Raw genomic sequence first — 26,669 nt, forward strand, 5'->3', positions numbered from 1 at the left:
GCCTGTTCCGGGGCCGCCCCGCGCGCTAGACTTCGTTCAAAGCAACAACGATGGCGTGCGATCCACAGAGATCGGGAGGAATGCCGTGAGCCAGCATCCCGCGTTGCCCTATTTGCCGCACTCTGAGAAAGGCAAGGTCGTCACGGCGGCCGAAGCGGTCATGCTGATCCGCGACGGCGACACGGTGGCAACCGGCGGCTTCGTCGGCATCGGCTTCGCCGAGGAGATCGCGATCGCGCTGGAGGAGCTCTATCTCTCCCATGAGGGCGATGCGCCCTACACGCAAGGCAAGCCGCGCAATCTGACGCTGGTCTATGCCGCTGGCCAGGGCGACGGCAAGCACAAAGGGCTCAACCATTTCGCGCATGAAGGCCTGGTCCGTCGCGTGATCGGCGGGCATTGGGGGCTTGCTCCGAAACTGCAGCAGCTCGCGATCGCAAATCAGATCGAGGCCTACAATCTGCCGCAGGGCGTGATCACGCATCTGTTCCGCGACATCGCGGCGCACCGGCCCGGCCATATCACGCGCGTCGGCATGGGCACTTTCGTCGATCCACGACGCGGCGGCGGCAAGCTCAATGCACGCACCACCGAGGACATGGTGGAGCTGATCACGCTGCGTGGCGAAGAATGCCTGCTCTATCGGACGTTCCCGATCAATGTCGGAATCATCCGCGCCACGACAGGCGATCCCGACGGCAACCTCACCATGGAGAAGGAGGCGCTGACGCTGGAGGCGCTGGCGATTGCCATGGCCGCGCACAATTCCGGCGGCATCGTCATCGCCCAGGTCGAGCGTGTCGCCGAGAGCGGCAGCCTCAATCCGCGCCAGGTCAAAATCCCAGGAATTCTGGTCGACTGCGTCGTTGTCGCCAAACCCGAGCACCATTGGCAGACGTTCGGCACGCAATACAATCCGGCCTTCGCGAGCGAGATCCGGGTGCGCGCGGCATCGCTCCCCGAGATGCCGATGAGCGAGCGCAAGATCATCGCCCGCCGCGCGGCCTTCGAGCTGAAGGCCAACAGCGTCGTCAACCTCGGCATCGGCATGCCCGAAGGGATCGCCTCCGTCGCCAACGAAGAGCGAATCATCGACCTGATCACGCTGACGGCCGAGCCCGGCGTGATCGGCGGCATTCCCGCCAGCGGCATCGATTTCGGGGCGGCGATCAATACGCAAGCCGTGATCGACCAGCCCTACCAGTTCGACTTCTACGACGGCGGCGGACTGGACGCCGCCTTCCTCGGGCTCGCGCAGGTCGACCGCGCTGGCAATCTCAATGTCAGCAAGTTCGGCCCGAAGCTCGCCGGCGCCGGCGGCTTCATCAATATTAGCCAGAACGCCAAGGAGGTGGTCTTCGTCGGCACCTTTGCCGCGGGCAAGCAGCGGGTCGCGGTCAGCGACGGCAGGCTATCCGTCCACGAGGAGGCGAAGTCCCGCAAATTCGTCGATCATGTCGAGCACGTCACCTTCAGCGGCCCGTTCGCGGCCGCGCGCGGACAGCGCGTGCTGTATGTCACCGAGCGCTGCGTCTTCGTGTTGCGCCCCGACGGGCTCGAGCTCACGGAAGTCGCGCCCGGCATCGACATCGAACGCGACATCCTGCGCCTGATGGATTTCAAGCCGCTGATCCCGCGCGATCCCGCGCTGATGGATGCACGCATCTTCCGCGACGGTCCGATGGAGCTGCGCGAAAGGCTGCTGACCATCCCGCTCGACCAGCGCTTCACCCTCGACGAGCAGCAGAACCTGTTCTTCGTCAACCTCGAACGCTATCCCCTGCGCAGCAAGGCCGAGATCGACGAGATCGCGCGGATTGTCGCGGCGCGGCTCACCCCGCTTGGCCGCAAGGTCTACGCCATCGTCAATTATGACAACTTCTCGATTCTGCCTGAGCTGCTGGACGATTATTCGGCCATGGTGCGCAACCTGGTCGACCGCTTCTATGTCGGCGTGTCGCGGTACACCACCTCGGGCTTCCTGCGCATCAAGCTCGGCGAGGCCCTGGAGAAGCGCGGCGTCGCGCCGCATATCTTCGAGAGCGCGGACGAGGCGCAGTCGGACTGGCGTCAGCTCGAGGGCACGCCTCCAACGTCCGGCGAGACGCCTACCGCGCGGCAGGCCTAAAAATGATGCAAGCTCATCTGCCGATACAATCAACCGGAAGGTTGAATTGCAATGTTCGCACTGTTGTGCAAATCGCTGTTGCCGAGAAACTTTAAATCAGGAGGGACCATCGTGCGTCGTTCACTCATCATAACAACAACCATTCTCGGGTTGGCCGCGGCGAGCGCCGCGCACGCCGACGACCTCAAGGTCGCGCTGATCTACGGCAAGACCGGCCCGCTCGAGGCCTATGCCAAGCAGACCGAGACCGGCCTGCAGATGGGCTTCGAGTACGCCACCAAGGGCACGATGACGATCGACGGTCGCAAGATCGTCATCATCACCAAGGACGACCAGGGCAAGCCGGACCTGTCCAAGGCCGCGCTCGCGGAAGCCTATCAGGACGACAAGGCCGACATCGCGATCGGCACGACCTCTTCGGCCGCCGCGCTGGCCATTCTCCCCGTCGCCGAGGAGAACAAGAAGATCCTGATCGTCGAGCCCGCCGTCGCGGATCAGATTACCGGCGAGAAGTGGAATCGCTACATCTTCCGCACGGCGCGCAACTCCTCGCAGGACGCGATCTCCAACGCGGTTGCGATCGGCAAGCAGGGCGTCACCGTAGCAACGCTGGCGCAGGACTATGCCTTCGGCCGCGACGGCGTCGCCGCCTTTAAGGAGGCGCTGGCCAAGACCGGCGCGACGCTGGCCGCGGAAGAATACGCCCCGACCAGCACCACCGATTTCACCGCGGTCGGCCAGCGCCTGTTCGATGCGCTGAAGGACAAGCCCGGCCGCAAGGTGATCTGGGTGATCTGGGCCGGCGCCGGCAATCCGCTGGCGAAGCTCCAGGACATGGACCCGAAGCGTTACGGCATCGAGCTCTCCACCGGCGGCAACATCCTGCCGGCGCTCGCCGCCTATAAAAGCCTGCCCGGCATGGAAGGCGCGACCTATTACTACTACGACATCCCCAAGAATCCGGTAAACGATTGGCTGGTCGCCGAGCACCAGAAGCGCTTCAACGCGCCGCCGGATTTCTTCACCGCGGGCGGTTTCGCCGCCGCGATGTCCGTGGTCACCGCCGTCACCAAGGCGAAGTCGACCGACACCGAGAAGCTGATCACGGCGATGGAGGGCATGGAGTTCGACACGCCGAAAGGCAAGATGGTGTTCCGGAAAGAGGACCATCAGGCGCTGCAGAGCATGTATCACTTCAAGGTCAAGGTCGATCCGAACGTCGCCTGGGCCATTCTCGAGCCGGTGCGCGAGCTGAAGATCGAGGACATGGACGTTCCGATCAAGAACAAGCGCTGAGTGGTCCACCTCTCCCGCTTGCGGGAGAGGTCGCGCCGTAGGCGCGGGTGAGGGCTTTCTCCTCTTGGGGATTGTCCCATTGCGGAGATACCCTCTCTCCGGCCCTCCCCCGCCAGCGGGGGAGGGAGCGCAGCGTGCCCGCGGGCGTATCTCGTCTCATCATTGTCCGAGCCTCATGACCTTCTCCCTCGAAACCCGCGACCTCACCATCCGCTTCGGCGGCCATGTCGCGGTCAACAATGTCAGCTGCACGTTCCGGCCGGGCGAGCTCACCGCCATCGTCGGGCCGAACGGCGCCGGCAAGACCACCTATTTCAATCTGATCTCGGGCCAGCTGCGGGCCTCCAGCGGCAGCATCCTGTTCGACGGCACCGACATCACCCAGCAATCCGCGCCGCTGCGGACCCGTGCGGGTCTGGGGCGCGCGTTCCAGCTGACAAATCTCTTTCCGAACCTGACGGTGGAGGAGAACGTCCGCCTCGCAGTCCAGGCGGCTGATGGCACCCACTATGACATGCTGCGGCCCTGGATGGTCCGCCGCGACCTGATCGCACGCGCCGACGCCATCCTGGACCAGGTTGCGCTCGGCAGCCGCCGCGGCGTCGCCGCGACCGCGCTGTCGCACGGCGACCAGCGCAAGCTCGAGGTGGCGCTGATGATCGCGCTGGAGCCGAAGGTGTTCATGTTCGACGAGCCGACCGCCGGCATGAGCATCGACGAGGTACCTGTGGTCCTGAACCTGATCGCGCAGCTCAAGCAGGACAGAAGCAAGATCATCCTGCTGGTCGAGCACAAGATGGACGTGGTGCGCTCGCTCGCCGACCGCATCATCGTGCTGCATAACGGCCAGCTCGTCGCCGACGGTCCGCCGGCGGAGGTGATCGCCTCGCCGATCGTGCAGGAGGCCTATCTCGGCGTCGCACCCAAGAATGCCGCAGGGAGTGCAGCATGACTGACCTGCTCGAACTCTCCGGCGTGCACACCCATATCGGGCGCTACCACATCCTCCAGGGCATCGACCTCGCCGTGCCACAGGGGCAGGTCACGATGCTGCTCGGGCGCAACGGCGCCGGCAAGACCACGACGCTGCGCACCATCATGGGCCTGTGGCAGGCCTCTGCGGGCGAGATCACGCTCGGCGATGCGCGCATCGAGAGCCGCGCCACGCCAGACATCGCGCGGCTCGGCGTTGGTTATGTGCCCGAGAGCATGGCGGTGTTTTCTGATTTGACGGTGAAGGAAAATCTCGTCCTCGCGGCCCGCGACGCGCCGATGGACGACAAGCAGCTGGACTGGATCTTTGGCTTCTTCCCGGCGCTGCGCCGGTTCTGGCTGTCGCGCGCCGGAAGCCTCTCGGGCGGGCAAAAACAAATGTTATCGATCGCGCGCGCCATCATCGAGCCGCGCAAGCTGCTGCTGATCGACGAGCCGACCAAGGGATTGGCGCCCGCGATCGTCGTGGCGCTGATCGAGTGCCTGAAGGAGATCAAGCGCAAGGGGGCGACCATTCTCCTCGTCGAACAGAATTTCTTTGCCGCCCGCGAGCTCGGCGACAGCGTGCTGGTGATGGACAACGGCACCATCGTCCATCGCGGCGCGATGGCTGATCTCGCCGCCGACGTGCCGCTGCAGGAGCGGCTGCTCGGCTTGAGCCTGGAGGCACATCAGTGACTGAAATCGCCGGATCCGATCCGCTGCCGAAGCCGAAGCGCGACATCGCGCCGGCCCTGCTGCCGATCGCGCTCGCGCTTCTCATGATCCCGCTAATCGGCTCGACCAGCTCCTGGCTGACGCTGACGGCCGCGAGCCTCGCCATGGGCATGATGATCTTCATCATGGCCTCCGGACTGACGCTCGTCTTCGGCCTGATGGACGTGCTGAATTTCGGCCACGGCGCCTTCATCGCGGTCGGCGCCTATATCGCAACATTGGTGTTCGCGCCGTTCGCGGCCTCGGTGCAGGCCGATTCGCTTTGGATCAATCTCGCGGTGCTGGCGCCGGCGGCGCTGCTGTCGATGGCGGTGTCCGGCGCCCTCGGCCTCGTCGTCGAGCGCGTGCTGATCCTCCCCGTCTACGGTCAGCACCTGAAGCAGATCCTGATGACGACGGGCGGCCTGATCGTCGCTGAACAGACGCTCTACGCATTGTGGGGACCGCAGATCATCCCGATGCCGCTGCCGGCCTCGCTGAGAGGCTCCTTCATCCTCGGCGACGTCGCCATTGCAAAATACCGTGTGCTGGCGATGGTGATCGGGCTCGCCGTCTTCGTCGCGATCCAGCTCGTGCTCAACCGCACCAAGCTCGGCCTGTTGATCCGCGCCGGCGTCGAGAATCGTGAGATGGTCGAGGCGCTGGGCTATCGCATCCGCCGGCTGTTCCTCGGCGTATTCATGACGGGATCGGCGCTCGCCGGCCTCGGCGGGGTGATGTGGGCGCTCTATCGCGAGCAGGTCCACGCCTCCATGAGCGACGAGCTCACGGTGCTGATTTTCGTCGTCGTCATCATCGGCGGGCTGGGGTCGATCGGCGGCTGTTTCATCGGCGCGATCCTGGTCGCCATGGTCGCCAATTACGGCGGCTTCCTGGTGCCGAAACTCGCCCTCGTTTCCAACATCCTGCTGATGGTCGCCATTCTGATGTGGCGGCCGCGCGGTCTCTATGCGGTGACCAGCCGATGATGATCCTGTCAGGCGATTCGCCGCGGAGCCGCGTGCTCACGCTGATTCTCGTCGTCATCATCCTGGCGCTTGCGGCGACGCCGTTCCTGTTTCCGGGCGCGAAGGCGCTGAACGTCGCGGCCAAGATCTGCGTGTTCGCCGCGCTGGTCGCCTCCTACGATCTGCTGCTCGGCTACACCGGCTCGGTGTCGTTCGCGCACACGATGTTCTACGGCATCGGCAGCTACGCGATCGCGATCGCCTTGTACGGCATGGGCCCGAACTGGGGGGCGGTGGCAACGGGCATCGTGGTTGGGCTGCCGCTGGCCGCGCTGCTTGCGCTCGCCATAGGCCTGTTCTCGCTCCGGGTCGCGGCGATCTTCTTTGCCATGATCACGCTCGCGGTCGCCTCCGCCTTCCAGGTGCTGGCCTCGCAGCTCTCCTGGCTGACCGGCGGCGAGGACGGGCGCAGCTTCCAGCTCCCCGAGCTGCTGCGCCCCGGCACGGTGCTTATCTCCAAGAACCTGTTCGGCTTCGAGATCAATGGCCGCATCCTGACCTTCTACCTGGTGTTCGCGATCTCGGCCCTGATGATCCTTGCCCTGCTGCGTGTGGTGAACTCGCCGTTCGGCCGCGTGCTGCAAGCGATCCGCGAAAACCGCTTTCGCGCCGAGGCGCTCGGCTTTCGTACCGTCTTTCACCTGACTTACGCCAACTGCCTGGCCGCGCTGGTCGCCGCCGGTGCCGGCATCCTGAACGCGTTATGGCTTCGCTATGCCGGCCCGGACACTTCGCTCAGCTTCTCGATCATGCTCGACATCCTGCTGATGGTCGTGATCGGCGGGATGGGGACGATCTACGGGGCGATCATCGGCGCCGCGATCTTCATCCTGGCCCAGAACTATCTGCAATCGTTGATGGGCGTTGCCTCCAAGGCGGCATCGGAAGCCGGTCTGCCGCTGCTGCCGGGACTGCTTCATCCGGACCGCTGGCTGCTGTGGCTCGGGCTGCTGTTCATCGCCAGCGTCTACTTCTTCCCGAGCGGGGTGGTCGGGCGGCTGCGCCATGGCGGCGGCAAGGGCGTGGGCACATCGCATTAACCATCGGTTCACGATGCAGCGCAGCGATCGTTGCGGACCGCTTGCAACCGGCGAGCGATTCACGCTGCGCTTGTCTCGGAGCGGAATCCGCAACCGTATTAATGCTTGGGTAACTGGCTTTCCTAAGGTTTGCGCCATTTGTGAGGTGTACTCCTGTCCTTCGAGGGAGGGGGGAATGCGTCAGATCTTGTCCAGGATCGCAGCCGGAATGTCCCTGGCCACCAGAGGCGGCTGGGAGGCCGCGACGCGGCGCGGCCCGGTGTTGTGGCTGACAATGTGCGGCGTGCTGCTGGTCGCCGGCATATTCGCCGTGACCGCCATGGCGATCGGGGATTTTCGCGAGCGCACGCTGACCAACCGCGAGCGCGAACTTGAAAACACGGTGCAGCTGATCGCACGGCATTTCGATCAGCAGTTCGAGGACTCCGACGTCGTCGCCGCGGATGTGATCGGCCAGATGAAGCTGCCGGAGATCACTTCGCCCCAGATGTTCCGCGAGCGCATGTCGGGAGACGATGCGAACCAGATGCTGCGCAGCAAGATCAGCGCCGTGCCCTATCTCGGCGACATCGCGATCTACGACGTCGACGGCGAGTTGATCAACTGGTCGCGCGCCCAGCCGCTGCCCAAGATCAACATCTCCGAGCGTGCCTACTTCCGGACGTTCAAGACCAATCCGACGGCAGAGCCCGTACTGCTGGAATCGGTACGGAGCTTCATCATCGGCAAGTGGACCACGATCGTCGCGCGCAGGCTGAGCCTGCCTGACGGCACCTTCGTCGGGGCGATGGTCCGGCGGATCGACCCTGACAGCTACCAGCAATATTTCGCGTCCGTGGCTCTTGCGGAGGGGACCGCGATTTCGCTGTTCGACCGCGAAGGCAAGATGCTCGCCCGCTATCCGAACAACGAGGAACTGCTCGGCAAGAGCTTCAAGGATGGGCCCCTGCTACAGAAGGTGCTGGCCAAGGGCGGCCGGCAAACGCTTCGCATCAAGAGTCTGGTCGACGGCGGGGAACGCCTCGGCTCGGCCGCATCGCTCACGCATTTCCCCCTGATCATCGCCGCCACAAACACCACAGCGGCCGCGCTTGCAGACTGGCGGCAGCAGACCGGGTTCATGATCATGACCGCGGCGCTTTCGGCCACCGTGATCGCGCTGATCCTGTTCCTGATCATTCGTCAGATCAACCGGCAGAACCGCGACGCCCAGCAGCGGCTGGAAGCCGAACGGCTGCGGCTCGACACCGCCATGAACAACATGTCGCAAGGCCTGATCCTGTACGATGCGAACGGCACCATCGTCACCTGTAACCGCCGCTACGCCGACATGTTCGGCCTCTCCCATGACGTGATCAAGCCGGGCTGCCACATCCTCGAGGCGATGTACCATCGCAAGGAGTGCGGCGCCTTCGACGGCGACGTCGAGGAGTTCTGTGCCGACGTGATGCGGGTCGTGGCCGAAGGCACGGTTTCCACCAAGATCCATCTGCTGCCCAACGGCCGCGCGTTTCAGGTCATCAACACCCCGCTGGTGCAGGGAGGCTGGGTCGCCACGATCGAGGAAATCACCGAACGGCGTAACCTTGAGCAGGAACGTGATCGCAACTACACGTTCCTGCGCGAGATCATCGACCATATCCCGTCGCAGATCACGGTGAAGGACGCTCGAACGCGGCAATATCTGCTGATCAACCGCACCGCGGAGGAGCAATTCGGTCGATCGAGCGAAACCGTCATCGGCAAGACTCCCTTCGACATATACCCCGAGGAGTCCGCCAGGGACGTCACCGAGGACGACAGCAAGGCGCTGCAAGCCGTCGACGGGCTGTTCAAGGATGAACATGCCTGGCCGAGTCTGACCATGGGACAGCGGTACATTACCTCAACCCGGATCGGTATCCGCGACGGGTCCGGCGAGCCGCGCTACCTCATCAACGTGGTCGAGGACGTCACCGAGCGACGGCGCGCCCACGAAAAGATCGCGCATATGGCGCATTACGACCCGTTGACCGACCTGCCCAACCGCACGCTGTTCCGCGAGCAGATCGAGCGCGAGCTCGAGAAGGTCGCCGGCGGCAGCCAATTCGCGCTGCTCTATATCGACGTCGACGAATTTAAGGGCATCAATGATTCACTCGGCCACCATGTCGGCGACGAGCTGCTGAAGGCGATCGCGGGCCGTATTCGCGCCTGTCTGAAGCCGGGCGATCTGATCGCGCGGCTCGGCGGCGACGAATTCGCCGTGATCCAGAGCGGAATCGACTCGTCCGCCGACGTGCTGGCCTTCGTGACGCGGATTCACGAAGCGATCCGCCGCCCCTATCATTGCCTCGGACACCAGCTCTCGACGGACGCCAGCATCGGCATCGCGCTCGCACCGCAGGACGGCACCGATCTCGACCAGCTCGTCAAGAATGCCGACCTCGCGATGTACGGCGCCAAGGCGGAAGGGCGGCGCACCCATCGCTTCTTCGTGCCGGAAATGGATGCGAGCGCCAAGGCCCGCCTCACGCTGGAGCAGGATCTGCGCCAGGCGCTGGTCAATGGCGGCTTCGAGATCCATTATCAGCCGCTGGTCAATCTGCGCACGGGCATGGTCTCCGGCTGCGAGGCGCTGCTGCGCTGGCGCCATCCGCAACGCGGCATGGTATCGCCGGCCGAATTCATTCCGATCGCCGAAGACACCGGCCTGATCAACGATCTCGGTGACTGGGTGTTGCGCACGGCCTGCAACGAGGCCGCGACCTGGCCCCTTCATGTCCGCCTCGCCGTCAACGTATCGCCGGTCCAGCTCAAATGCGACACGCTGGCGCTTCGGATCGCCGGCGCCCTCGCCGCCTCCGGGCTCGATCCTCGCCGGCTCGAGCTCGAGATCACCGAAGCGGTGTTGATCCGCGACGACGAGGCGGCGCTCTCGATCCTGCACCAGCTCCGCTCGATCGGCGTGCGCATCGCGCTCGACGATTTCGGCACCGGTTATTCCTCGCTGAGCTATCTGAAACGCTTCCCGTTCGACAAGATCAAGATCGACCGCTGCTTCGTCGCCGACATCGACGCCGATTCCAGCGGATCGCCCGTGATCGTCCAGGCCGTGGTGAACATCGCCTCCGCCAGCAACATGACAACGGTCGCCGAAGGCGTCGAGACCGAGGCCCAGCGCGAGATGCTGCGCACGCTCGGCTGCACGGAGATGCAGGGCTATCTGTTCAGCAAGCCGAAACCGGCGGCGGAAGTGCGCGGGCTGTTCGGCCCTGATGATGTCCTGCCTGTGGCGGCGGTGGCCTGAGATGGCAAAGCTCACCAAGGCTCCCGCCGATCCCGTCGACGTGGCGGATTCCTACGCGGTGCGGTTGATGCAGCATCTGGTGGTGCCGACCTTCGTGATCGATCCGAAGCGGCGCGTCGTGATCTGGAACAGGGCCTGCGAGCGGCTGACCGGCGTTGCAGCCTCCGAGGTGATCGGCACCAGCAAGCACTGGCAGGCCTTCTACGAGACCAAGCGCCCCTGTCTCGCCGATCTGGTCGCGCTCGACCGGCCCGAGCAGCTGCCGGAATTCTATCCGGAATACGCCGCGCGCGGCCATAACGGCCTCGGCTTTTCTGCGGAGAACTGGTGCCGGATGCCGAAGCTCGGCAACCAGCTTTATCTTGCGATCGACGCGGGCCCCATCCATGACGAGGCCGGCAATCTGATCGCCGTGGTGGAGACGCTGCGCGACCTCACCGACCAGAAGCGCGCCGAGACGGCGCTGAAGGAGCTCGCCACCAAGGACGGGCTGACCGGGCTCTCGAACCGCCGCTCGTTCGACCAGATGCTGATGAGCGAATGGGCGCGCGCGCAGCGGACGCGGAAGCCGCTGGCGCTGCTGTTCGTCGACGTCGACCATTTCAAGCTGTTCAACGACCATCACGGCCACCAGACCGGCGACGAGTGCCTGCGCGCGGTCGCCGGTGTCGTCAGCCGGCATGCGGTGCGCCCGCTCGACCTTGCCAGCCGCTATGGCGGCGAGGAGTTCGCGCTGATCCTGCCCGAGTTGAACTGCGACGATGCCTGCGCCATCGCCGAGCAGATCCGCCGTGCCGTCCTGGCCTTGGGGATCGTCCACGGCGCCCATGGGGCCGGCAACCACGTCACTCTCAGTGTGGGCGTCGCCAGTCACGTCCCCGGCGAGACCGACAGCGCCCCCGACCGGCTATTGAGCGCCGCCGACCAGGCGCTCTATGCCGCCAAGCGGCTCGGCCGCAACCGCATCGTCTGCTCCGATCGGGTCTTGGCCGAATTCGCAGGCCTCGGCCGGGACGATGTGCCTGACAGCGGCCAGGTTCCTGGCTCCTCCCCGCGCAAATCGGCCTGATGCACGGCTCATCCCGCGGCAAGACCGGTTGCCCACCCCTCGCCATTAGGCTAAATGAGGCCTCGTTGCGCCCGTAGCTCAGCTGGATAGAGCGTTGCCCTCCGAAGGCAAAGGTCACACGTTCGAATCGTGTCGGGCGCGCCACCTTACGATCTTGCACGACACCGTGCGATTTGGCCGCCGCAAGCCGCCCGAATAGCTCATCCCGACTGTGACGAAGACGCGGTTCGAGAAACGAGCATGAGCCGGATATCTATCTCATAAATGCAATCGTCAACACTTGCATCCGCATGCAATCCAAAGGCGTCTGTTAACGGATTTTCGCGTATTGGCTTACCGAAACTCCATACTGAGGCCGTGATTGCGATGGCGCTGTCGAGCAATTTCAATAAGCCGTTTGGGGATCCCTCGAACTATCCGCCGGCGGCCGGCGACGAGGACATACGCGCCCTGTTGCATCGGACGGCCGACGAATCGGCCGTCTTCAAACATCAGTTCCCGCCGCGCTTCCCGATCAGCGGCCGCACTTATTTCGGCGGCCTGCCGACGGCGCCGGCTGATTTTCGCTGGCCACGCGCACCGGACGGCACGCCCTATTCGTTCATGGCGCAAGTCGACTGTGCGGAGCTTCCCGACTTCCAGCTCCGCAAGTTCCTGCCGGCAAGCGGCGTGCTGCATTTCTTCGTGAATTGGGATGTCTTTGACGGCTTGGATGAGGCTCAGAGCTGGCCCAACCACGTCGTTCTCAGCCGCGACACCACAGAACCTTGCCGTGAGGTGCGTCCACCGGACGATCTGCCGCCGTGCTACGGAGCCTCGAACGCCAGATTCTATTTCCCGTGGCTCGAGCATACTGACCGGCACGACTACCCGAGGGCATTCGCCAGGAAGGCCATGACGATGGGTGTGGTGCGCACCTTTGCCGAAGAGCACCCGAGGGAATTGGACGGCAATTCGGCGGGGCGCTACCAGCAGATCTGGGAGGAGGAGCAAGCTGCCGAGCTCGCGCGTTTCTATGGCGATCCCGTGATCGCAGATGCGCTCCCCGGACCGAAGGACGACTTTGCGGCGAGGCGAACCGTTCAGCGGCCCACAACGACATTTCCCGCGGGCTGGATCGATATCGAGGTCTTTTGCGGCCTCTTCCTCAAGGAGGTGCTCGAAAGGGGCATCAAGCAAATCGAGCGCGGCAAGGATGCGGCCGGCCAACCGTGGCCCGTTGACCCCGCGGCGGTCCGGGCAGCTTACGAGAATGCTCTGACCACAGCGAACGGGTGGATCGAGAGGTCGCGCAGTGCCGGACTCACGAGCCCTGTGCCGGAGGCAGACCGAATGGCGTTCTGGAGCTGGCTCGAGGAGATGAACGCCGCCGCCGTCGACCCGATAACCGATAGCAGGTGCGCGCGGGTCCTCAACCAGCTGAGCTGGAAAACAGTGCGCACTGGCGCTCACATCTGCCTGTCCGCCAGTGAAGCCGCATCGTCGCTCGTGCCCGAGGAAATGATGGGCGAGCTGCGCATGGAGCACAGCGTGCTGGTGGCGGGCAAATGGCCCCGCCGGGCCGGACGCCACCAAATGCTCGGCGCCGGCCGCGATGTGCAGGGCGCACCACGGCGCCATACGCTGGCAGCCGGGGATCCGCTCCTCAGCGACGTGCTCCTCCTGCAACTCGACACCGATTGGGCCGTGCCGTGGATGCTGGCCGACTGCGGCGTGCTGCAATATTGGATTTCCGTGAGCGATCTTCGCGCCGAAAGATTTGACCGGGTCCGCGTAACGATCGAGGGGCATTGACCCCTTGGCGCGTTCGATCGTGTCTTCGGGACGAGGGCGTAGCGTGAGATCGCGGCCCGTCGCAACTTCGCCCGTTCGAGCGTATCGCCGGCTATGGAATCATAGCGCCACGGCGAAGCAATAGTGCCCATCTTCATCGGCCGTGGCGCGCCAGTTCTATGCCCAAGTACGTCCACCGGCCCTGAGAGCCGCTGCCAGCACTATTAGGGGTCACGGCTGGCGACACCGGATGATCCGCAATTCTGGCGCGACGACGAGCAGACCCGTCCCGGTTGGATATGAGAACGGTCGTATGGTCGCTAGCGGACGGCAAAATAGACGTCGCGATCTCGACGAGAGTACGCTGCGATAAAGCTCTGCTCAGAGTACCGCCGCAGACCCTTACCGCAATGGGATGTTAGGTGTCAGTCGTGACATCATCCCACGCTTGCTCGTTGTATCCGATAAGCCAGTTCAAAGCGTAGTGTCTTTCTTCCGTTACACCGGGATCGAGATCTGCCGGTACTCGCAGTCCTTTGATTTGGGCGTTTCGAACGGCCCAGTGGTACCTGTAGATCAGATCAGCTTGATCGAGAATGTCAGCGATCGGACGAAGTTCGGCGTCTTCGATGAATTGTGAGGTTGTCCTTTCGGCCATCGTGCTCGCGGCGAATGGTACGTCGCAAATCTGAGTTGGCTTGCCGAGTTGGGCCACGAAGCCCAATGCCCAAAGCAGCGTCCAGGCGGCTTCGTGCCTCCACGTGAATTGAATCCGGTCGGGCTGCGAGGGGGAATTGTCGAGCACGAAGGCGAGCTCCTTGGGCGTCAGATGCGGACGGAGTTCGTATGATTCCAAAAGTCGCTCTACTAGCTCTTCACCAAGCCCTTTGCCCTTTGCGGCAACGAAAAGGAGACAAAGAGTGCGCAGCGCGACCTCTTCTTTTGAGCGTCTCAGCGCCTCAGACGCGGTGTCGATAACCGGCAACGCCGCCATGAAAGGCACACCCTGGGCTTGAAGAAGCCTTTCCGATCGGAGCTTCCTGTCAACAGCTTCCGCTGGGATTCCCCTGTTCTCCCCTAACCCCCTCCCACTCGGGATAAAGTCCTTTGGGGTGCCCGGACCGTCGGCACCTCCCGTCCCCTGCGCCTGTGTCTTGGACTTCAACCAATCGAAGAAACCCATCCTGCCCCCAACCGGTGCAATCGACCCTGTCCCGCCAGTCAGAGCATACTCCAAATTCGCCCGTAAGTTGTATTGAAGTGGTGAAGTTCAGCGGCGAGAAGGCAGCGCCCGGATGGTATCTAGCGGCTCACCGCGCTGGGCCACGCGAACGCTCGCGCCGGCGCTGGCGGATTGCAGCGGATCAAATGGCACGAGGGCTCTGCCGGTTCTTCGCTGTCCGGCGTCCGTCTCAACGATCAGAACCGATCCACGCAAACGCGCCGAGCGCCGGACTCAACACTCCTTCGTACGCAGAAAAGCCGGCTCTGTGCCCCCCATCACGGCAGCGCGGCCGACATAACCGCATTCTCCTCGGATCGCGCGCGGAATGGTCCGCCCGATATACAAAAGGAGACTGCCATGCAGAACATGGCTCGCGAATTGACGGAGATGGAGCTCGAGACGATTTCCGGCGGAAGCTTCTGGGGCAGCATTGCCGGGTTCTTCCGCGGCCTGTTCGGCGGCCCCGGCGACCTGCGCCGTCCGCTCGACCGTCCCTGATCTCAACTCATTTCTCGACTGCAGCATCCGGACGAGGGTCGCACGCGGCCCTCGTCCTCGCCGAATTCAGTGCCTGATATGCTCGAACACGACGATCACGCCGGTCGGCTCGGGCTCGTGTGCCATCAGGCGCGTCAGATCTGCATCGCTCCAGTCCGCGAGGCTGACGACTTCGCCGGTCTCGCGGTCCGCGCCGGCCGACGGGGTCGGCTCCAGGACCTTCAGTCCCATCTCGTCGACGAAGAACGTGTGCTCGCCGAACATGCTGTTGAGCTGCGGCATGGCGGGATGCTCGTCGGGCAGCACCTGCGCGCCGAGCTGGTTGACGGTCTGCTTCACCTGTTCGGATGTGAGCTTCATGAGCTGCTCCGTTCTGTCATTCGCGTTTCGTGGAACTGAGCCGGAGCGTGCGTGTTCCCTGCGCCTGTCTCGCCTGGCTCACACGTCCGAACAGGTGCTGCGCGCGAATGTTCCTGCAAGATGAATTTTGTGATCGCGTGCTGCATCTGCCGTGTTCACGTCGTGGGATCGCCACAGGATTTCCACGATCCGCCGGGCTACGCTACTCGCTCCTGACTTCGCCAATCGAAAGTGCGCAGATGCGTGACAGATAGGTGTAGGGAAGGCCGGTCTCCTCGGCCCAAGCGTTGAACTGCGCCTGCACTTTTGCGAGATCGCCTTTCGACTTGACCTCTTCGGCGATGTCGAGGCCGGCATCGCGCAGGCAGGCGACGACGTCCTTCGAGGTGACGAAGCCGTCCCAGCCGACGAAACGCAGCAGCATCTGCCCTGTGTTGCCGCCCAGCCGGCTGCCGCGCTTGGCGAGGAGATCGAGCAGGCCGATCTCGTTGGACGGCGGCCATGCCGCCAGAAACCTGCCGAAGCTGCCGTGCTCCTTCGCAATCTCCTGCACGAAGGCCGCATTCTCGCGCACCGACATGATCTTGGCGCCGTTGCGCACGATCCGCGCGTCGCGCAGCAGGCCTTCCCAATAATCCTCGGGCTGGAAGCTCAGCTTGGCCGGCTGGAAGCGCAGGAAGGCGTCTTCGAAGCCGTCCCATTTGGCGTCGATCACGCTCCAGGCAAACCCTGCGCAAAACACCCGCTTGGTCATCTCGGCGAGGATGCGATCGTCGCCGAGCCTGGCCAGGCGTTTGTGGTCCGGCTTCTCAGGCATCAGCCTGTCGAGCGCCTTGGGACCGCCCTTGCGCTTCTCGGCGCGGGCGCGAATGGTCTTGAAGGAAGTCATGCGGACACCTGCGACAAAGGTGCTCCACGACATCAGAATTCGGCGATCCGGTCCAGCCCCACTGGCGTCGGGCGGCTCGCACGGCGCACGGACGGTCGAGCAAACCTTGGCTATCGCAACAAACGTTTTGCAAGATGGACGGAGAACCAGTCTCCGAGGCCGGAGCTTTCATAACCCGCCTTCTTTGCAAGGCCGCGCATCTCCACATTCGCCCGCGCCGTTTCGGCCGCGATCATCTCGTGACCGAGATCGCCCGCCTGCCGCTCCATCGCATTCATCATCTGCAGGCCGATGCCCTTGCGCTGAAACATATCGGCCACGGAGATGGCGAAATCTCCGCAACGCGCGGCCGCATCATAGGCATATCGCGTTTCGCCGATGATCGTGGCCGGCCCTCCTCCCTGCCTGAGTTCGGCCAGCAAGGTGAAATGACCGGGATGGCCAGCCATGGCGACGCATTCCGCTGCAACCACCGCGAGGTCGGCGCGCGCTCCCATGAAACGCCTGTTGCGCGACATCGAGGACAGGCCGGTGAAATAGATCGAGAGGCTTTCGACATCAGATGCCTTGGCGGGACGGATGCAGACCGGACCCGTGATCCGATGCGGCCGGACGACGGCATCCAGAGACAGCTGTGACATGCGCGAGGCTCTCGGCAGGTTACGGGACTAGCAGACCTAGCCGAGGTCACGCGTTCGCGGCTTGGACGTGGCCGCCAATCTTGCTGCCGAAAACGAACTGCCCTTGTCCGGTGCTTGATGTCACACAGAGGCCGCGCTCATGCGGCCTCACGCCTTCCAACGCGCCGCTCCGGCCGTGCTGCCGTCATCGCCTGCTCTTCGGCATCCTGGGGCGCACCCCAAAATTCCCGCACCGTCGGGCCCCATCGCAGCCGTCGGGCGCGCAGGAATTCCAGGATCTCGTGCGGCCAGACCCGGCGTCCCATCTGCGTGTACCAGCGCATGGCATGACGCAGGCCCGCATCGCGCTGAAACAGCACGCGCCAGATCGCCTTTGGGCGACATTGCAGCACCATCTCCGTGAACTTGAACCAGACCAGCACCCGCCACGGCGCCATGTGGCGCGTGGCCAGCACCTGGTGCTTGTAGTCCCAGCGACGGCGATCCGGCTGGATCACGCGCCGGTCGGCCGCAAGGCGGAAATACGGTGTCCAGCGATGCGGCGTGACTTAGAGCAGCTGGACCTGATCGGGATCATAGGCGAGCAGCTGCTTCAACCCGCGCCAGTGATCGCGATCGGTCTCCTCTTCGAACCCGACCACCCAGGTTGCCATCGACAGGATGCCGTGCTGCCGCAGAAGGCGAATGGCCTCGCGGTCCGTCGCTGTCGTGGCACCCTTTCGGATCAGCTCCAGTGTCTTCTCGTCGGTATTCTCCAGCCCGAGCAGGAAGCGCTGCCAGCCGGCCTTCTTGTAGAGATGCAGGATGTCGGCATCGCGCACGATGTCGTCGGCACGGGTCGAGCCGACCAGGATGAGTTCGACATTCTCGGCGATCAGCGCGTCGAGAAAGGCGCGCCATGCTTTCTTCGAGACGGTCGGATTTTCGTCGGCAAAATTGATGACCTTGACGCCGTGCTCGCGATGCAGGCGCGCCAACTCCTTGGCAAAGCGGACGGGATCACGATGGCGCCAGCGCGTCCAGAAGCCCCGCTGGCCACAATAATTGCACAGATGCGGACAGCCACGCGAGAACTGCACGACCACGGCGCGCAGGCCGCCCCAATAGCTGTAGCGCGCGTGATCGATCAGCTCCCAGCCGATCCGATAGGCGTCAAGATCCGCAATCACGGGCGCCGGGGACGTCGCGCGTGGACCGGCAGCGTCGCGAAACGCGATGCCGGGAATGCTGCCGAGATCGTGGCCGCATTCGAGCGCTCGCATCAGGCGCCGCGCCGTCTCTTCACCTTCGCCGCGCACGATCGCGCTGACATGGGGCTCGTCGCGCAGGATCTCCCGCCAGTGATAGGTCGGGAAGACGCCGCCATAGACGATCAGAACGCGCGGCATCGCTTTCACCAGGGCCCGCGCAATCTCTGAAATGACGGGATGTCCGGAGGTCGAGCCGGAATGGCCGAACAGCACGGCATCCGGGGCAAAGCGGTTCGCTTCGCTGATGATGTCCGCGGCCGGCATCGGGCCGAACTCGGCGTCGATCAGCCGCACGACGTGGCCGTCGTCGATCAGCGGCCCGCCGATCGCAAGCAGGCCGAGCGGCGGCAGATGATCGTCCGGAATCCGACTTCCGATCGAGGGATGAGGCACATTGACGAGAAGAACACGCATGGACTTTCGCTCCCGCTTTGGCTGGCGTGATCGTCCGTCCCACTTCGATGAAGAAGCCCAATCCCCCGACTGAACCTGAAGACACTGTACTGGAACTGCCGCGGAGCTCTTGCTCGGCTCCGCCTCACTCCTACGCCCGCGAGAGTGAAGGCACCTCCTCGGGCAGGATGGCCTGAAGGCCGCCGAAACGGCGCTCGCGGCCATGGAAGGAGGCCAGCGCCGCGGCGAGATCGCCCGCGTCGAATTCGGGCCACATCCGCTCGGTGAAATGCAGCTCGGCATAGGCGCCTTCCCAGAGCAGGAAGTCCGACAGCCGCTTTTCACCCGAGGTACGGATGATGAGATCGACGTCGCGCAAGCCGGCCTCGCCGGTGACGAGCTGCGAGAAGGCTTCGCGGGTCAGGCTGGTCAGCGCGGCGGCTTTCGCCGCGGCGTTCAGGATGGCATCGCGCGCGGAGTAGTCGACGGCGATCCGCAAGTGCAGCGTTGCGCCGTGTGCGGTGGCGTCCTCTGCGCGCGCGATGGCGTTAGCGATGCCTTCAGGCAGGCGATCACGGCGGCCGATCACGTTGAGCTTCACGCCATTCTTCACCAGGCTCTGCACTTCATTGGCGAGATAGAAGCGGAGCAGTGTCATCAGCGCGGCGACCTCGGCTTTCGGCCGGCGCCAATTGTCGGTCGAGAACGCGTAGAGCGTCAGCGTGCCGATGCCCTGCTTGGGCGCTGCCTCGACGATGCGACGGATCGTCTCGACGCCGGCCTCGTGGCCGCGCACGCGCGAGAGGCCTCGCCGTGTCGCCCATCGTCCGTTGCCGTCCATGATGATGCCGACATGAAGCTTGTCATTGAGGGACGTGACGTCACTTTGCATCGCAAAGTCTCCGGTCAAAAAAAGGGAACGGTCAGGTCGGGAGAATTCCGAGGTGACCGAGCGGGGTTGCCTCGCGGCCGGCGGCCTTGGCGGCATCGCGCACCAGCCGCTCGAGCACCGCGAGATAGTCGAGGAAGCGGCGTCGGCCGGTCTTGGTAAGTCGGCAGGTGGTGTGCGGGCGATTGCCCTCGTAGCCCTTGGTCACCTCGACGAGGCCAGCCTCCTGGAGCACGGCGAGGTGCCGGCTGAGATTGCCGTCGGTGAGACCGCAGAGCTGCTTCAAATCGGCGAAGGCAAGCCCCTTCGGGTGAGCCATCAGCGAGGTCAGAAGCCCGAGCCTCGCCTTCTCGTGGATCACACGATCGAGCCCCTCATAGGAGAAAGGCGCGCTGTCAGTCTTCGACATCATTGTCTCCGGACGCGAAATACAGAATGGCCGCCATCATCGACTGGCCAACCACGAAAGGCAGCCCCATGGTCCACGGCGACAGCATGTGGGTCCCGCTCGCCAGCACCACGACCGCAAAGCCCGAGACGAAGTACCAGGCGCCGGCGAACGCGACGCTGCGCGGCAGCGAACGAACCGATGCGAAAATACCGAGCGACACCAGGATCTGCCACAATCCCGGCAGCAGCCACAGCGTCTCGGCGGCGAACTTCCACATCACCACCGCAAGCAGCACGCCGGCGACGCCCGCCGGCAGGAACTGCTCGACGGCCTGGTGGATCATCGCGTCGGCAAGGCCGGAATGATGACGACGCGAACGCGCGCGCATCTCGATCCAGATCATCAGGCCGGACAGCGCCGCTGCAACGAACCAGCCGAAAAAGAAACCGAGCGGCTCACCCGTGGGATCGCCGAGCAGCCAGAATTGCAGAATGGCGGTGACGAGTGCAACCGCGCCGGTGGCGACCATCGTCGCAGGACCGTAACCGCGGAACGCGGTGCCGGCCGCGATCTGGCTGCGGATCGCCACGATGTCGGCCAGCGCCTTGTCGAGATCCCGCATCGGCAACGCCAAAACTCCGCTCCACCCGGCTCACGGACCGGCTTGCCCGGTCACTTTGTATCGCAAAGTATACCGCGTTACAAAGTAAAGGCAAGGATGAAACTCGTCCAGGACAGGAGGGGCGCGATCGAACAACTGTCGGTTGCATCCCGGCCGCCGGCCCAGCTAAGATGCGGCCAAGGTGCCCTGGGGGGAAGTCATGCGGTTAAGGTCGTTCGTCGCTGCAGCTCTGCTGCAGGTGTGTCTGGTTGGGGCGGCGCATGCGAAAGGACCATTTGGCACGGTCAATGTCGGCGGCTGGGTCGGGGGCGCCTTCAGCAACGACGAAACGGGCGCCTTCTCCCATTGCGCGGCGACGGCGCCTTATGCGAACGGCGTCATCCTCGTCGTGAGCCAAAATGCCGCCGGCATATGGTCGCTCGCCTTTGCCAGTCCCAACTATCACTTCAACAAGGACGAGAACGCCGCAATCGACGTGACCTTCGACGGGCGGGAGCAAGCCAGGCTGTACGCCACGGCGTACCGGTCCGACATGCTCACGGCCGTCATGCCGCTGAACGTCGTGCATACGTTTCAGAAGGCGAGCCTGATGGTCGCGACGGCCGGCCACGCCGTCCTGAACTTCGACCTCAGGTCAACCGGCCCGGCGATCGCCGCATTGGCCAATTGCGTGACCCGGGTGAAAGCCGACGGGCTCGACAAGGCGGGTGACTTCACCAAAGGCGCAACGAAGCCGGCAACTGCGGCGGACAAGCAGGGCTCACCACCGACAGCCAAATCCAGCAGAGGGACCAAGAGCGGCTTTGGCACCGGCTTCGTGGTGAGCGCCAGCGGCCACATCGTCACCAACAACCACGTGATCGACGGTTGCAGCGAACTCAAGGGCAATCTCACCGGCGAAGCCGCGATGGTGTTGCGCGTCGTGTCGAACGACGCGAGCAACGATCTGGCCTTGTTGCAGCCCGCGTCGACGACGGCATTCAGGGATTTCGCGAGGATCCGCGACCGCTCGATCCGCTCCGGCGATTCCGTCGTCGCGATCGGCTTTCCCCTTCACGGGCTGCTGACCTCGGATTTCACGGTGACCACAGGTATCGTGAGCTCGCTCAGCGGCATGCGCAACGATTCGCGCTTCCTGCAGATCAGCGCGCCCGTGCAGCCCGGCAACAGCGGCGGCCCGCTGTTCGACACCTCCGGGCAGGTCGTCGGCGTGGTCACAGGAAAGATCCCTGGACTGCGTATCGCCGCAATCACCGGCGACATCCCCGAAAACATCAACTTCGCCATCAAGACCGGTGCGCTGCGCGACTTCCTCGACAATTCGGTCGTGCCGTACCAGACGGCCGAACCGCGGGGCGAGCTCAAGACCACCGAGATCGCCGGCAACGCCCGTGCCTACACGATGCTGATCTCGTGCAACGGCACGGTGCAGGCGGACGCGAAGAAATAGCGACAAAGCCGGTCTCGTAACCCGGATGGAGCGGAGCGTAATCCGGGACCGCTGCTTCTCCGAGAGGACTCAGGCGACGAAGGCCTCGAGCTTGTCGAAGAACGAGCTCCAGCCGCGCTGGTGGTTGTCGCGCGCAGTCTCGTCGAAGAACTGGGCGTGATAGAAGATCATCAGCGTACCGGCGCTGTCCGGCTTGAGCGTGATCGTCACCAGCGATTCGCGTTCGGGCGTCGAATGCCAGGCCCAGGTGAAGACCAGACGTTCGTTCGGCATCACCTCGCGGTAGATGCCGCCGGCCTCGAAATATTCGCCGTCGTCGCGGGTGAACGAGATGCGGAAGCGGCCGCCGGTGCGAACATCGACGTCCGCACGCAGCGTCGCCGGCTTGATGTTCGGCGGCCCGAACCATTGCACTAGCTGCTCGGCTTGCGTCCAGGCGGCGAAGACCTTTTCCGGCCGCGCGCGGAGGCGGCGCGTGAGCGTGAGGCTCGGCGCTTCGTTTGCACGTTCGGCGACGCCGGCGACTGCGTTGACCATGGTTTGTCCTCCACAAAGGCGGCAAGGCGATCGAAACTCTCCGACCAGAACTGCGCGTAGCGATTGAGCCAGTTCATCGCCCGCTCCATCGGCTGCGTGGTGAGCCGGCAGGAGACGGTGCGCCCGCTCTTCTCCCGCACGATCAGGCCGGCATCGGTGAGCACGTCGAGATGCTTCATGATCGCCGGCAGCGACATCGCGAACGGCGCCGCCAGCTCGCTCACCGACAGGCTGTCCCCGTCGCCGAGACGCGCGAGCAGGGCTCGCCGCGTCGGGTCGGACAGCGCGGCAAAGGTGCGATCGAGCGTCTCGTCCTGATACTTAACCATTAGGTTTAGTATAAACGCAAGCACGATCGCGTCAAGCGGGAGCCCGCCCGACGCGATGCATCAGACTGCAATCGATTTGGGACGATCAGTAAGGCGCTACAGGCCGCGCACGACGATGCAGCCGAGGTTGCGGCTGCGGCGCCGGTTCATAAGCGAAGCGCGGATTCGGCCCGCAATACAGCAGCCGGCCCGAGACGCTGGCCAGGCATTGCTCGTAAGTGCTGTAGGCACATTCGCCGGGGTAGTCGAATTCGCCGCCTTGCGCGCACCACGGGTAGTCCCGTGCCGCGGCAGGTGTCGCGGAGACGAAGCCGGCAAGGAACGCCGCACCCAAGGTCAACAGCACCAATTGCGTCTTGCGCATGGTCCCAACTCCTCTCTTCCCGGCGCGAGATACGCACCATGTATCATCAGGTCTTGCTGCGCGATTTTATTCCAGATCACCGCGCAAGACCACGCAAGAAAAAGCCCCGCCGTTCGGCGGGGCTCCGTTTGCGGCGATCACAAGATCGCTACTCGACCTTCAGGCCGGCAAATTCGACGACCTTCTTCCACTTGGCGGTCTCGGCTTCGATCTCCTTGCCGAACGCCTCCGGCGTCTCGATCAGCGGATCGCCACCGAGCTCGACCAGGCGCTTGGTCATGTCGGGCTCCTTCATCAGCGTGTTGATCTCGTTGTTGAGCTTGGTGATCAAGTCCTTAGGCATATCCTTCGGCGCACCGATGCCGAACAGCGCGCTCGCCTCGTAATCCTTCACGGTCTCGCCGATCGCGGGCACGTCCGGCAGCTGCGGCGAGCGCTGCGCCGTGGTGACGCCGAGCGCGCGAAGCGAACCGGAGCGGATGTGCTGGATGATGGACGGCATGTTGTCGAAGATCACCTGCACCTGTCCACCGAGCATGTCGGTGATCGCGGGCGCCGCGCCGCGATAAGGCACGTGCTGCATCTTGCAGCCGGTCATCGCCATGAACATCTCGCCGGACAGATGCACCGAGGTGCCGTTGCCGGAGGACGCCATGTTCACCTTGCCGGGATTGGCCTTCACGTAGTCGATGAACTCGGCGACGGTCTTGGCCGGCACGTCCTTGTTGACGGTCATCACGTTCGGCACGCGCTGGAACGCGGCGATCGGCGCGATGTCGCGGACGAAGTTGAACTTGAGATTGGCGTAGAGTGTTGCGTTGATGTAGTTGGCCGGATTGATCAGCAGCACGGTGTAGCCGTCTGGCTCGGCGTTCACGACCGATTCGGTGCCGATATTGTTGCCCGCGCCAGGCTTGTTCTCGACCACGAATTGCTGGCCGAGCCGCTCCGACAGGCGCTGGCCGATCAGGCGCGCCAGGATATCGGTGGCGCCGCCCGGGGGATAGCCGACCACGAACTTCACCGGCCGGGACGGATAATCCGCTGCAAAAGCTTTCGACAGCGGGCTGGCTGCAAGCGGAGTGGCGGCGAGCAGGCCGAGCGCGGAACGGCGAGTGATCATCTCAAGGGTTCTCCCAGGTGTGTTCTTGATGGTGGCGTCCGCGGCGTTGTAACAAAGCCTGCTTGCTGCGGAAAGTGCGCAAGCCCGATGACGACGAAAGGATAAGGCATGCCGCTCAAGGTTCACGCCCTCGATCATCTCGTGATCAACGTCGCCGACGTCGCTGTCACCGCCGAGTGGTATCGCAGGATCCTCGGCATGGAAGTCAAGGTGTTCGACCCCGGTGGCGGCAAAGCGCCGCGGACCTCGCTTCAGTTTGGTCAACAAAAGATCAATGTCCGGCCGCGTGATGCCGACAAGGTGGAATGGTTCACCGCCGACCACGAGACTCCCGGCAGCGAGGATCTGTGCTTTCTCACCACCTCGACTCCCGACGAGGTGGTGGCGCATTTGAAAGCACACGGCGTCGCGATCGAGCAAGGCCCCTCACCTCGGCAAGGCGCCCGCGGCACGCTGCACTCGGTCTATTGCCGGGATCCGGACGGGAGCCTGATCGAGATTTCCTCGTATGAGGAGTGATCGGTGAGGTCACGTCTTCCGCTCCATCGTCATTGCGAGCGAATCGAAGCAATCCAGACTTTCTCCGAACGGGCAGTCTGGATTGCTTCGTCGCTACGCTCCTCGCAATGACGGGGAGAGAGCGGAGCCTCCGATTGCGCCCCGCGCCGTCCGATGGCAGGAAGACGCAATAATCAAAAGGCAGCCGCGAGCAAGATGCAGGCTGCATGGGAGGATGCATTGGCCATTCAACAGACCGCCGCCGGAATCGTGGGCCCGTTCGACGGGCTCGACGTGCCCTGGCTGCTCAAGCTGCGCGCGGAGGTGCGCCGTGATCATCCGTTCCTGATCTGGGCGCCATTCGACGCGCCGGCGCGGCATTGGAGCTATGGCGAATTTCACGAGCGGGTCGGCGCGCTCGCGGCGGGGCTCACCCGGCGCGGCGTGGAGCCGGGCGAGTATGTGCTCATTCACCTGGACAATTGCATCGAGGCGCTGCTGGCCTGGTTCGCCTGCGTCGAATGCGGGGCCATCGCGGTGACCACCAACACCCGTTCCGCGCCGGCGGAGATCGCATATTTTGCCGATCATTGCGGCGCGGTCGCCGCGATCACGCAGCCGGCCTATGCGGAAGTCGTCGCACAGAACTGCCGCAACATCCGCTGGATGGCGGTGACGTCGCATGATGCGGGCGCTGCGCCTGCCCATACGGTCTCGCACGGCGACAGCTTTGAAGCGCTGTTCGCCGACAGCGCCGACCGACCCAGGCGCGCCACGGATCCGCTCGCGCCCTGCAGCGTGCAGTACACGTCGGGGACGACGTCGCGCCCGAAAGCGGTGCTCTGGACTCATGCCAACGCATTGTGGGGCGCCAAGATCAATGCTGCACATGAGGACCTGCACGCGAGCGACGTGCACCAGACTTATCTGCCGCTGTTTCACACCAATGCGCTGGCCTACTCGATGCTGGCGACGCTCTGGGTCGGCGCGAGCTGCGTGATCCAGCCGCGCTTCTCGGCCAGCCGGTTCTGGGGCGTCGCGCGGGAGCACGGCTCGACCTGGACCTCGACGATTCCGTTCTGCATGAAGGCGCTTCTCGAGCAGGAGATCCCGAAGGACCACAAATTCCGCCTGTGGGGCACCGCGATCAACGAGCCGCCGGCATTTGCCGCATTCGGCGTCAAGATCATCGGCTGGTGGGGCATGACCGAGACCATCACCCACGGCATCGTCGGCGAGGTCGACCAGCCCAACATTCCGATGTCGATCGGCCGCGCCGCGGGCGAATATCAGATCCGCATCACCGATGATGACGGAAGGCCGACCGCCGTCGGCAACACCGGCAATCTTGCGATCAGGGGCATTCGCGGCCTGTCACTGTTTGCCGAATATCTGCACAACGAGGCGGCGACGCGCGAGAGCTTTGACGAGCACGGTTTCTTCATCACCGGCGACCGCGTCGAGCGGCTGGCTAACGGCTTCATCAAGTTCGGCGATCGCGCCAAGGACATGCTGAAGGTCGGCGGCGAGAACGTCGCGGCCTCCGAGATCGAGCAGGTGATCGCAATCGTATCAGGCGTGCGCGAGGCCGCAGTGGTGGCGAAGAAGCATCCGATGCTGGACGAGGTGCCGGTCGTCTTTATCATCCCGCATGGCGGGGTCGCGAGTGCTCCGCCTGATCTTCAGGAGCGCGTGATGGCGGCGTGCCGCAAGAGCCTTGCCGACTTCAAGGTGCCGCGCGAGATCAGACTCGTCGACGACATGCCGCGCTCGACGCTGGAGAAGGTGGCGAAGGCGGAGCTGCGAAAGATGCTGGACTAGCGGCGCTGTCGTATGGTGGGCAAAGGCGCTTCAGCGCCGTGCCCACGTCCTTGGAAGTGGTGGGCACGCTTCGCTCT

24 protein-coding genes, 1 tRNA gene and 1 pseudogene are annotated in these 26,669 nt (G+C 64.1%); 14 read left to right on the forward strand and 12 right to left on the reverse strand.

Annotated elements, in window-relative coordinates:
• Positions 1–85 precede the first annotated feature (85 nt).
• The 10 genes from X265_RS35450 to X265_RS35495 all read left to right on the forward strand — a co-directional run bounded on the left by X265_RS35450 (position 86) and on the right by X265_RS35495 (position 13,333).
• A complete protein-coding gene (locus tag X265_RS35450; RefSeq protein ID WP_128969051.1) occupies positions 86–2,128 on the forward strand; it encodes an acyl CoA:acetate/3-ketoacid CoA transferase in 2,043 nt (680 codons plus the stop codon).
• 111 nt (positions 2,129–2,239) lie between these two features.
• Positions 2,240–3,424, forward strand: a complete 1,185-nt coding sequence (locus X265_RS35455; protein ID WP_164938954.1) for a substrate-binding domain-containing protein — start codon at positions 2,240–2,242, stop codon at positions 3,422–3,424.
• A 175-nt stretch (positions 3,425–3,599) separates the two neighbouring features.
• A complete protein-coding gene (locus X265_RS35460; protein WP_128969053.1) occupies positions 3,600–4,376 on the forward strand; it encodes an ABC transporter ATP-binding protein in 777 nt (258 codons plus the stop codon).
• Positions 4,373–5,095: an ABC transporter ATP-binding protein gene (locus tag X265_RS35465; RefSeq protein WP_128969054.1), complete on the forward strand. Its 723-nt coding sequence runs from the start codon at positions 4,373–4,375 to the stop codon at positions 5,093–5,095. Before X265_RS35460 ends, X265_RS35465 begins: the two co-directional genes overlap by 4 nt.
• The gene (locus X265_RS35470; RefSeq protein WP_128969055.1) at positions 5,092–6,102 is read left to right on the forward strand and encodes a branched-chain amino acid ABC transporter permease; all 1,011 of its coding nucleotides are present in this window, start codon (positions 5,092–5,094) and stop codon (positions 6,100–6,102) included. The genes X265_RS35465 and X265_RS35470 overlap by 4 nt, the downstream gene beginning before the upstream one ends.
• Positions 6,099–7,181 carry a branched-chain amino acid ABC transporter permease gene (locus tag X265_RS35475; protein ID WP_188637414.1) on the forward strand — a complete coding sequence of 361 codons (1,083 nt, stop codon included), beginning with the start codon at positions 6,099–6,101 and terminating at the stop codon, positions 7,179–7,181. The genes X265_RS35470 and X265_RS35475 overlap by 4 nt, the downstream gene beginning before the upstream one ends.
• A 175-nt stretch (positions 7,182–7,356) precedes the next feature.
• Positions 7,357–10,470: a bifunctional diguanylate cyclase/phosphodiesterase gene (locus X265_RS35480; protein ID WP_128969057.1), complete on the forward strand. Its 3,114-nt coding sequence runs from the start codon at positions 7,357–7,359 to the stop codon at positions 10,468–10,470.
• 1 nt (position 10,471) lies between these two features.
• The gene (locus X265_RS35485; protein ID WP_128969058.1) at positions 10,472–11,539 is read left to right on the forward strand and encodes a sensor domain-containing diguanylate cyclase; all 1,068 of its coding nucleotides are present in this window, start codon (positions 10,472–10,474) and stop codon (positions 11,537–11,539) included.
• Positions 11,540–11,606: 67 nt separating this feature from the next.
• Positions 11,607–11,683 (forward strand) — tRNA-Arg (locus X265_RS35490).
• A 222-nt stretch (positions 11,684–11,905) separates the two neighbouring features.
• Positions 11,906–13,333 carry a DUF1963 domain-containing protein gene (locus tag X265_RS35495; protein WP_164938955.1) on the forward strand — a complete coding sequence of 476 codons (1,428 nt, stop codon included), beginning with the start codon at positions 11,906–11,908 and terminating at the stop codon, positions 13,331–13,333.
• Between the two features lie 397 nt (positions 13,334–13,730).
• Here the strand turns inward: X265_RS35495 and X265_RS35500 are convergent, their stop codons facing one another.
• Complete coding sequence (locus tag X265_RS35500) at positions 13,731–14,306, reverse strand: DUF4272 domain-containing protein (RefSeq protein ID WP_244659402.1); 576 nt, start codon at positions 14,304–14,306, stop codon at positions 13,731–13,733.
• Positions 14,307–14,894: 588 nt separating this feature from the next.
• Between X265_RS35500 and X265_RS35505 the strand changes: the two genes are divergently transcribed.
• Positions 14,895–15,035 carry a ComC/BlpC family leader-containing pheromone/bacteriocin gene (locus X265_RS35505; RefSeq protein ID WP_128969061.1) on the forward strand — a complete coding sequence of 47 codons (141 nt, stop codon included), beginning with the start codon at positions 14,895–14,897 and terminating at the stop codon, positions 15,033–15,035.
• A gap of 66 nt (positions 15,036–15,101) precedes the next feature.
• On the opposite strand, the gene X265_RS35510 is transcribed toward X265_RS35505, so the two are convergent.
• The 7 genes and pseudogenes from X265_RS35510 to X265_RS35540 all read right to left on the reverse strand — a co-directional run bounded on the left by X265_RS35510 (position 15,102) and on the right by X265_RS35540 (position 20,470).
• Entirely contained in the window at positions 15,102–15,395 is a 294-nt protein-coding gene (locus tag X265_RS35510; RefSeq protein WP_128969062.1) for a hypothetical protein, read from the reverse strand.
• Between the two features lie 202 nt (positions 15,396–15,597).
• Complete coding sequence (locus X265_RS35515) at positions 15,598–16,284, reverse strand: DNA-3-methyladenine glycosylase I (RefSeq protein ID WP_128969063.1); 687 nt, start codon at positions 16,282–16,284, stop codon at positions 15,598–15,600.
• 110 nt (positions 16,285–16,394) lie between these two features.
• On the reverse strand, positions 16,395–16,925 hold the full coding sequence (locus tag X265_RS35520; protein WP_128969064.1) for a GNAT family N-acetyltransferase: 531 nt from the start codon (positions 16,923–16,925) through the stop codon (positions 16,395–16,397).
• A gap of 137 nt (positions 16,926–17,062) precedes the next feature.
• Positions 17,063–18,589: pseudogene (gene bchE, locus X265_RS35525) on the reverse strand (magnesium-protoporphyrin IX monomethyl ester anaerobic oxidative cyclase).
• A 130-nt stretch (positions 18,590–18,719) separates the two neighbouring features.
• Complete coding sequence (locus X265_RS35530; protein ID WP_128969065.1) at positions 18,720–19,460, reverse strand: di-trans,poly-cis-decaprenylcistransferase; 741 nt, start codon at positions 19,458–19,460, stop codon at positions 18,720–18,722.
• Between the two features lie 31 nt (positions 19,461–19,491).
• Positions 19,492–19,866 (reverse strand): transcriptional regulator, encoded by a 375-nt coding sequence (locus tag X265_RS35535; protein ID WP_164938956.1) that lies wholly within the window; start codon positions 19,864–19,866, stop codon positions 19,492–19,494.
• Positions 19,853–20,470 (reverse strand): hypothetical protein, encoded by a 618-nt coding sequence (locus X265_RS35540; RefSeq protein WP_128969067.1) that lies wholly within the window; start codon positions 20,468–20,470, stop codon positions 19,853–19,855. Before X265_RS35540 ends, X265_RS35535 begins: the two co-directional genes overlap by 14 nt.
• A 199-nt stretch (positions 20,471–20,669) precedes the next feature.
• Between X265_RS35540 and X265_RS35545 the strand changes: the two genes are divergently transcribed.
• Positions 20,670–21,920 carry a S1C family serine protease gene (locus X265_RS35545; RefSeq protein ID WP_128969068.1) on the forward strand — a complete coding sequence of 417 codons (1,251 nt, stop codon included), beginning with the start codon at positions 20,670–20,672 and terminating at the stop codon, positions 21,918–21,920.
• Between the two features lie 69 nt (positions 21,921–21,989).
• Here the strand turns inward: X265_RS35545 and X265_RS35550 are convergent, their stop codons facing one another.
• The 4 genes from X265_RS35550 to X265_RS35565 form a co-directional block, all read right to left on the reverse strand.
• Positions 21,990–22,334, reverse strand: a complete 345-nt coding sequence (locus X265_RS35550; RefSeq protein ID WP_244659403.1) for an SRPBCC family protein — start codon at positions 22,332–22,334, stop codon at positions 21,990–21,992.
• Positions 22,334–22,786: an ArsR/SmtB family transcription factor gene (locus X265_RS35555; protein WP_128969069.1), complete on the reverse strand. Its 453-nt coding sequence runs from the start codon at positions 22,784–22,786 to the stop codon at positions 22,334–22,336. Before X265_RS35555 ends, X265_RS35550 begins: the two co-directional genes overlap by 1 nt.
• A gap of 85 nt (positions 22,787–22,871) precedes the next feature.
• Positions 22,872–23,150 carry a DUF3551 domain-containing protein gene (locus X265_RS35560; RefSeq protein ID WP_128969070.1) on the reverse strand — a complete coding sequence of 93 codons (279 nt, stop codon included), beginning with the start codon at positions 23,148–23,150 and terminating at the stop codon, positions 22,872–22,874.
• Positions 23,151–23,298: 148 nt separating this feature from the next.
• Entirely contained in the window at positions 23,299–24,273 is a 975-nt protein-coding gene (locus X265_RS35565) for a Bug family tripartite tricarboxylate transporter substrate binding protein (protein ID WP_128969071.1), read from the reverse strand.
• Positions 24,274–24,381: 108 nt separating this feature from the next.
• Here X265_RS35565 and X265_RS35570 point away from each other — a divergent pair, with 108 nt between their 5' ends.
• Both X265_RS35570 and X265_RS35575 read left to right on the forward strand, forming a co-directional pair.
• Positions 24,382–24,792 (forward strand): VOC family protein, encoded by a 411-nt coding sequence (locus X265_RS35570; protein WP_128969072.1) that lies wholly within the window; start codon positions 24,382–24,384, stop codon positions 24,790–24,792.
• Between the two features lie 195 nt (positions 24,793–24,987).
• Positions 24,988–26,592, forward strand: a complete 1,605-nt coding sequence (locus X265_RS35575) for an AMP-binding protein (protein WP_164938957.1) — start codon at positions 24,988–24,990, stop codon at positions 26,590–26,592.
• Positions 26,593–26,669 lie beyond the last annotated feature (77 nt).

Origin of the sequence: Bradyrhizobium guangdongense (genome assembly GCF_004114975.1) — a bacterium.
In the GTDB taxonomy this organism is placed as follows: Bacteria; Pseudomonadota; Alphaproteobacteria; order Rhizobiales; family Xanthobacteraceae; genus Bradyrhizobium; species Bradyrhizobium guangdongense.

What these genes read in the sequence shown, in the direction of transcription:
- X265_RS35460 (WP_128969053.1), top strand. Translation starts at nt 3,600, where the DNA reads ATGACCTTCTCCCTCGAAACCCGCGACCTCACCATCCGCTTCGGCGGC.
- X265_RS35465 (WP_128969054.1), top strand. Translation starts at nt 4,373, where the DNA reads ATGACTGACCTGCTCGAACTCTCCGGCGTGCACACCCATATCGGGCGC.
- X265_RS35475 (WP_188637414.1), top strand. Translation starts at nt 6,099, where the DNA reads ATGATGATCCTGTCAGGCGATTCGCCGCGGAGCCGCGTGCTCACGCTG.
- X265_RS35480 (WP_128969057.1), top strand. Translation starts at nt 7,357, where the DNA reads ATGCGTCAGATCTTGTCCAGGATCGCAGCCGGAATGTCCCTGGCCACC.
- X265_RS35485 (WP_128969058.1), top strand. Translation starts at nt 10,472, where the DNA reads ATGGCAAAGCTCACCAAGGCTCCCGCCGATCCCGTCGACGTGGCGGAT.
- X265_RS35495 (WP_164938955.1), top strand. Translation starts at nt 11,906, where the DNA reads ATGGCGCTGTCGAGCAATTTCAATAAGCCGTTTGGGGATCCCTCGAAC.
- X265_RS35500 (WP_244659402.1), bottom strand. Translation starts at nt 14,306, where the DNA reads ATGGCGGCGTTGCCGGTTATCGACACCGCGTCTGAGGCGCTGAGACGC.
- X265_RS35505 (WP_128969061.1), top strand. Translation starts at nt 14,895, where the DNA reads ATGCAGAACATGGCTCGCGAATTGACGGAGATGGAGCTCGAGACGATT.
- X265_RS35510 (WP_128969062.1), bottom strand. Translation starts at nt 15,395, where the DNA reads ATGAAGCTCACATCCGAACAGGTGAAGCAGACCGTCAACCAGCTCGGC.
- X265_RS35515 (WP_128969063.1), bottom strand. Translation starts at nt 16,284, where the DNA reads ATGACTTCCTTCAAGACCATTCGCGCCCGCGCCGAGAAGCGCAAGGGC.
- X265_RS35520 (WP_128969064.1), bottom strand. Translation starts at nt 16,925, where the DNA reads ATGTCACAGCTGTCTCTGGATGCCGTCGTCCGGCCGCATCGGATCACG.
- X265_RS35530 (WP_128969065.1), bottom strand. Translation starts at nt 19,460, where the DNA reads ATGCAAAGTGACGTCACGTCCCTCAATGACAAGCTTCATGTCGGCATC.
- X265_RS35535 (WP_164938956.1), bottom strand. Translation starts at nt 19,866, where the DNA reads ATGTCGAAGACTGACAGCGCGCCTTTCTCCTATGAGGGGCTCGATCGT.
- X265_RS35540 (WP_128969067.1), bottom strand. Translation starts at nt 20,470, where the DNA reads ATGCGGGATCTCGACAAGGCGCTGGCCGACATCGTGGCGATCCGCAGC.
- X265_RS35545 (WP_128969068.1), top strand. Translation starts at nt 20,670, where the DNA reads ATGCGGTTAAGGTCGTTCGTCGCTGCAGCTCTGCTGCAGGTGTGTCTG.
- X265_RS35555 (WP_128969069.1), bottom strand. Translation starts at nt 22,786, where the DNA reads ATGGTTAAGTATCAGGACGAGACGCTCGATCGCACCTTTGCCGCGCTG.
- X265_RS35560 (WP_128969070.1), bottom strand. Translation starts at nt 23,150, where the DNA reads ATGCGCAAGACGCAATTGGTGCTGTTGACCTTGGGTGCGGCGTTCCTT.
- X265_RS35565 (WP_128969071.1), bottom strand. Translation starts at nt 24,273, where the DNA reads ATGATCACTCGCCGTTCCGCGCTCGGCCTGCTCGCCGCCACTCCGCTT.
- X265_RS35570 (WP_128969072.1), top strand. Translation starts at nt 24,382, where the DNA reads ATGCCGCTCAAGGTTCACGCCCTCGATCATCTCGTGATCAACGTCGCC.
- X265_RS35575 (WP_164938957.1), top strand. Translation starts at nt 24,988, where the DNA reads ATGCAGGCTGCATGGGAGGATGCATTGGCCATTCAACAGACCGCCGCC.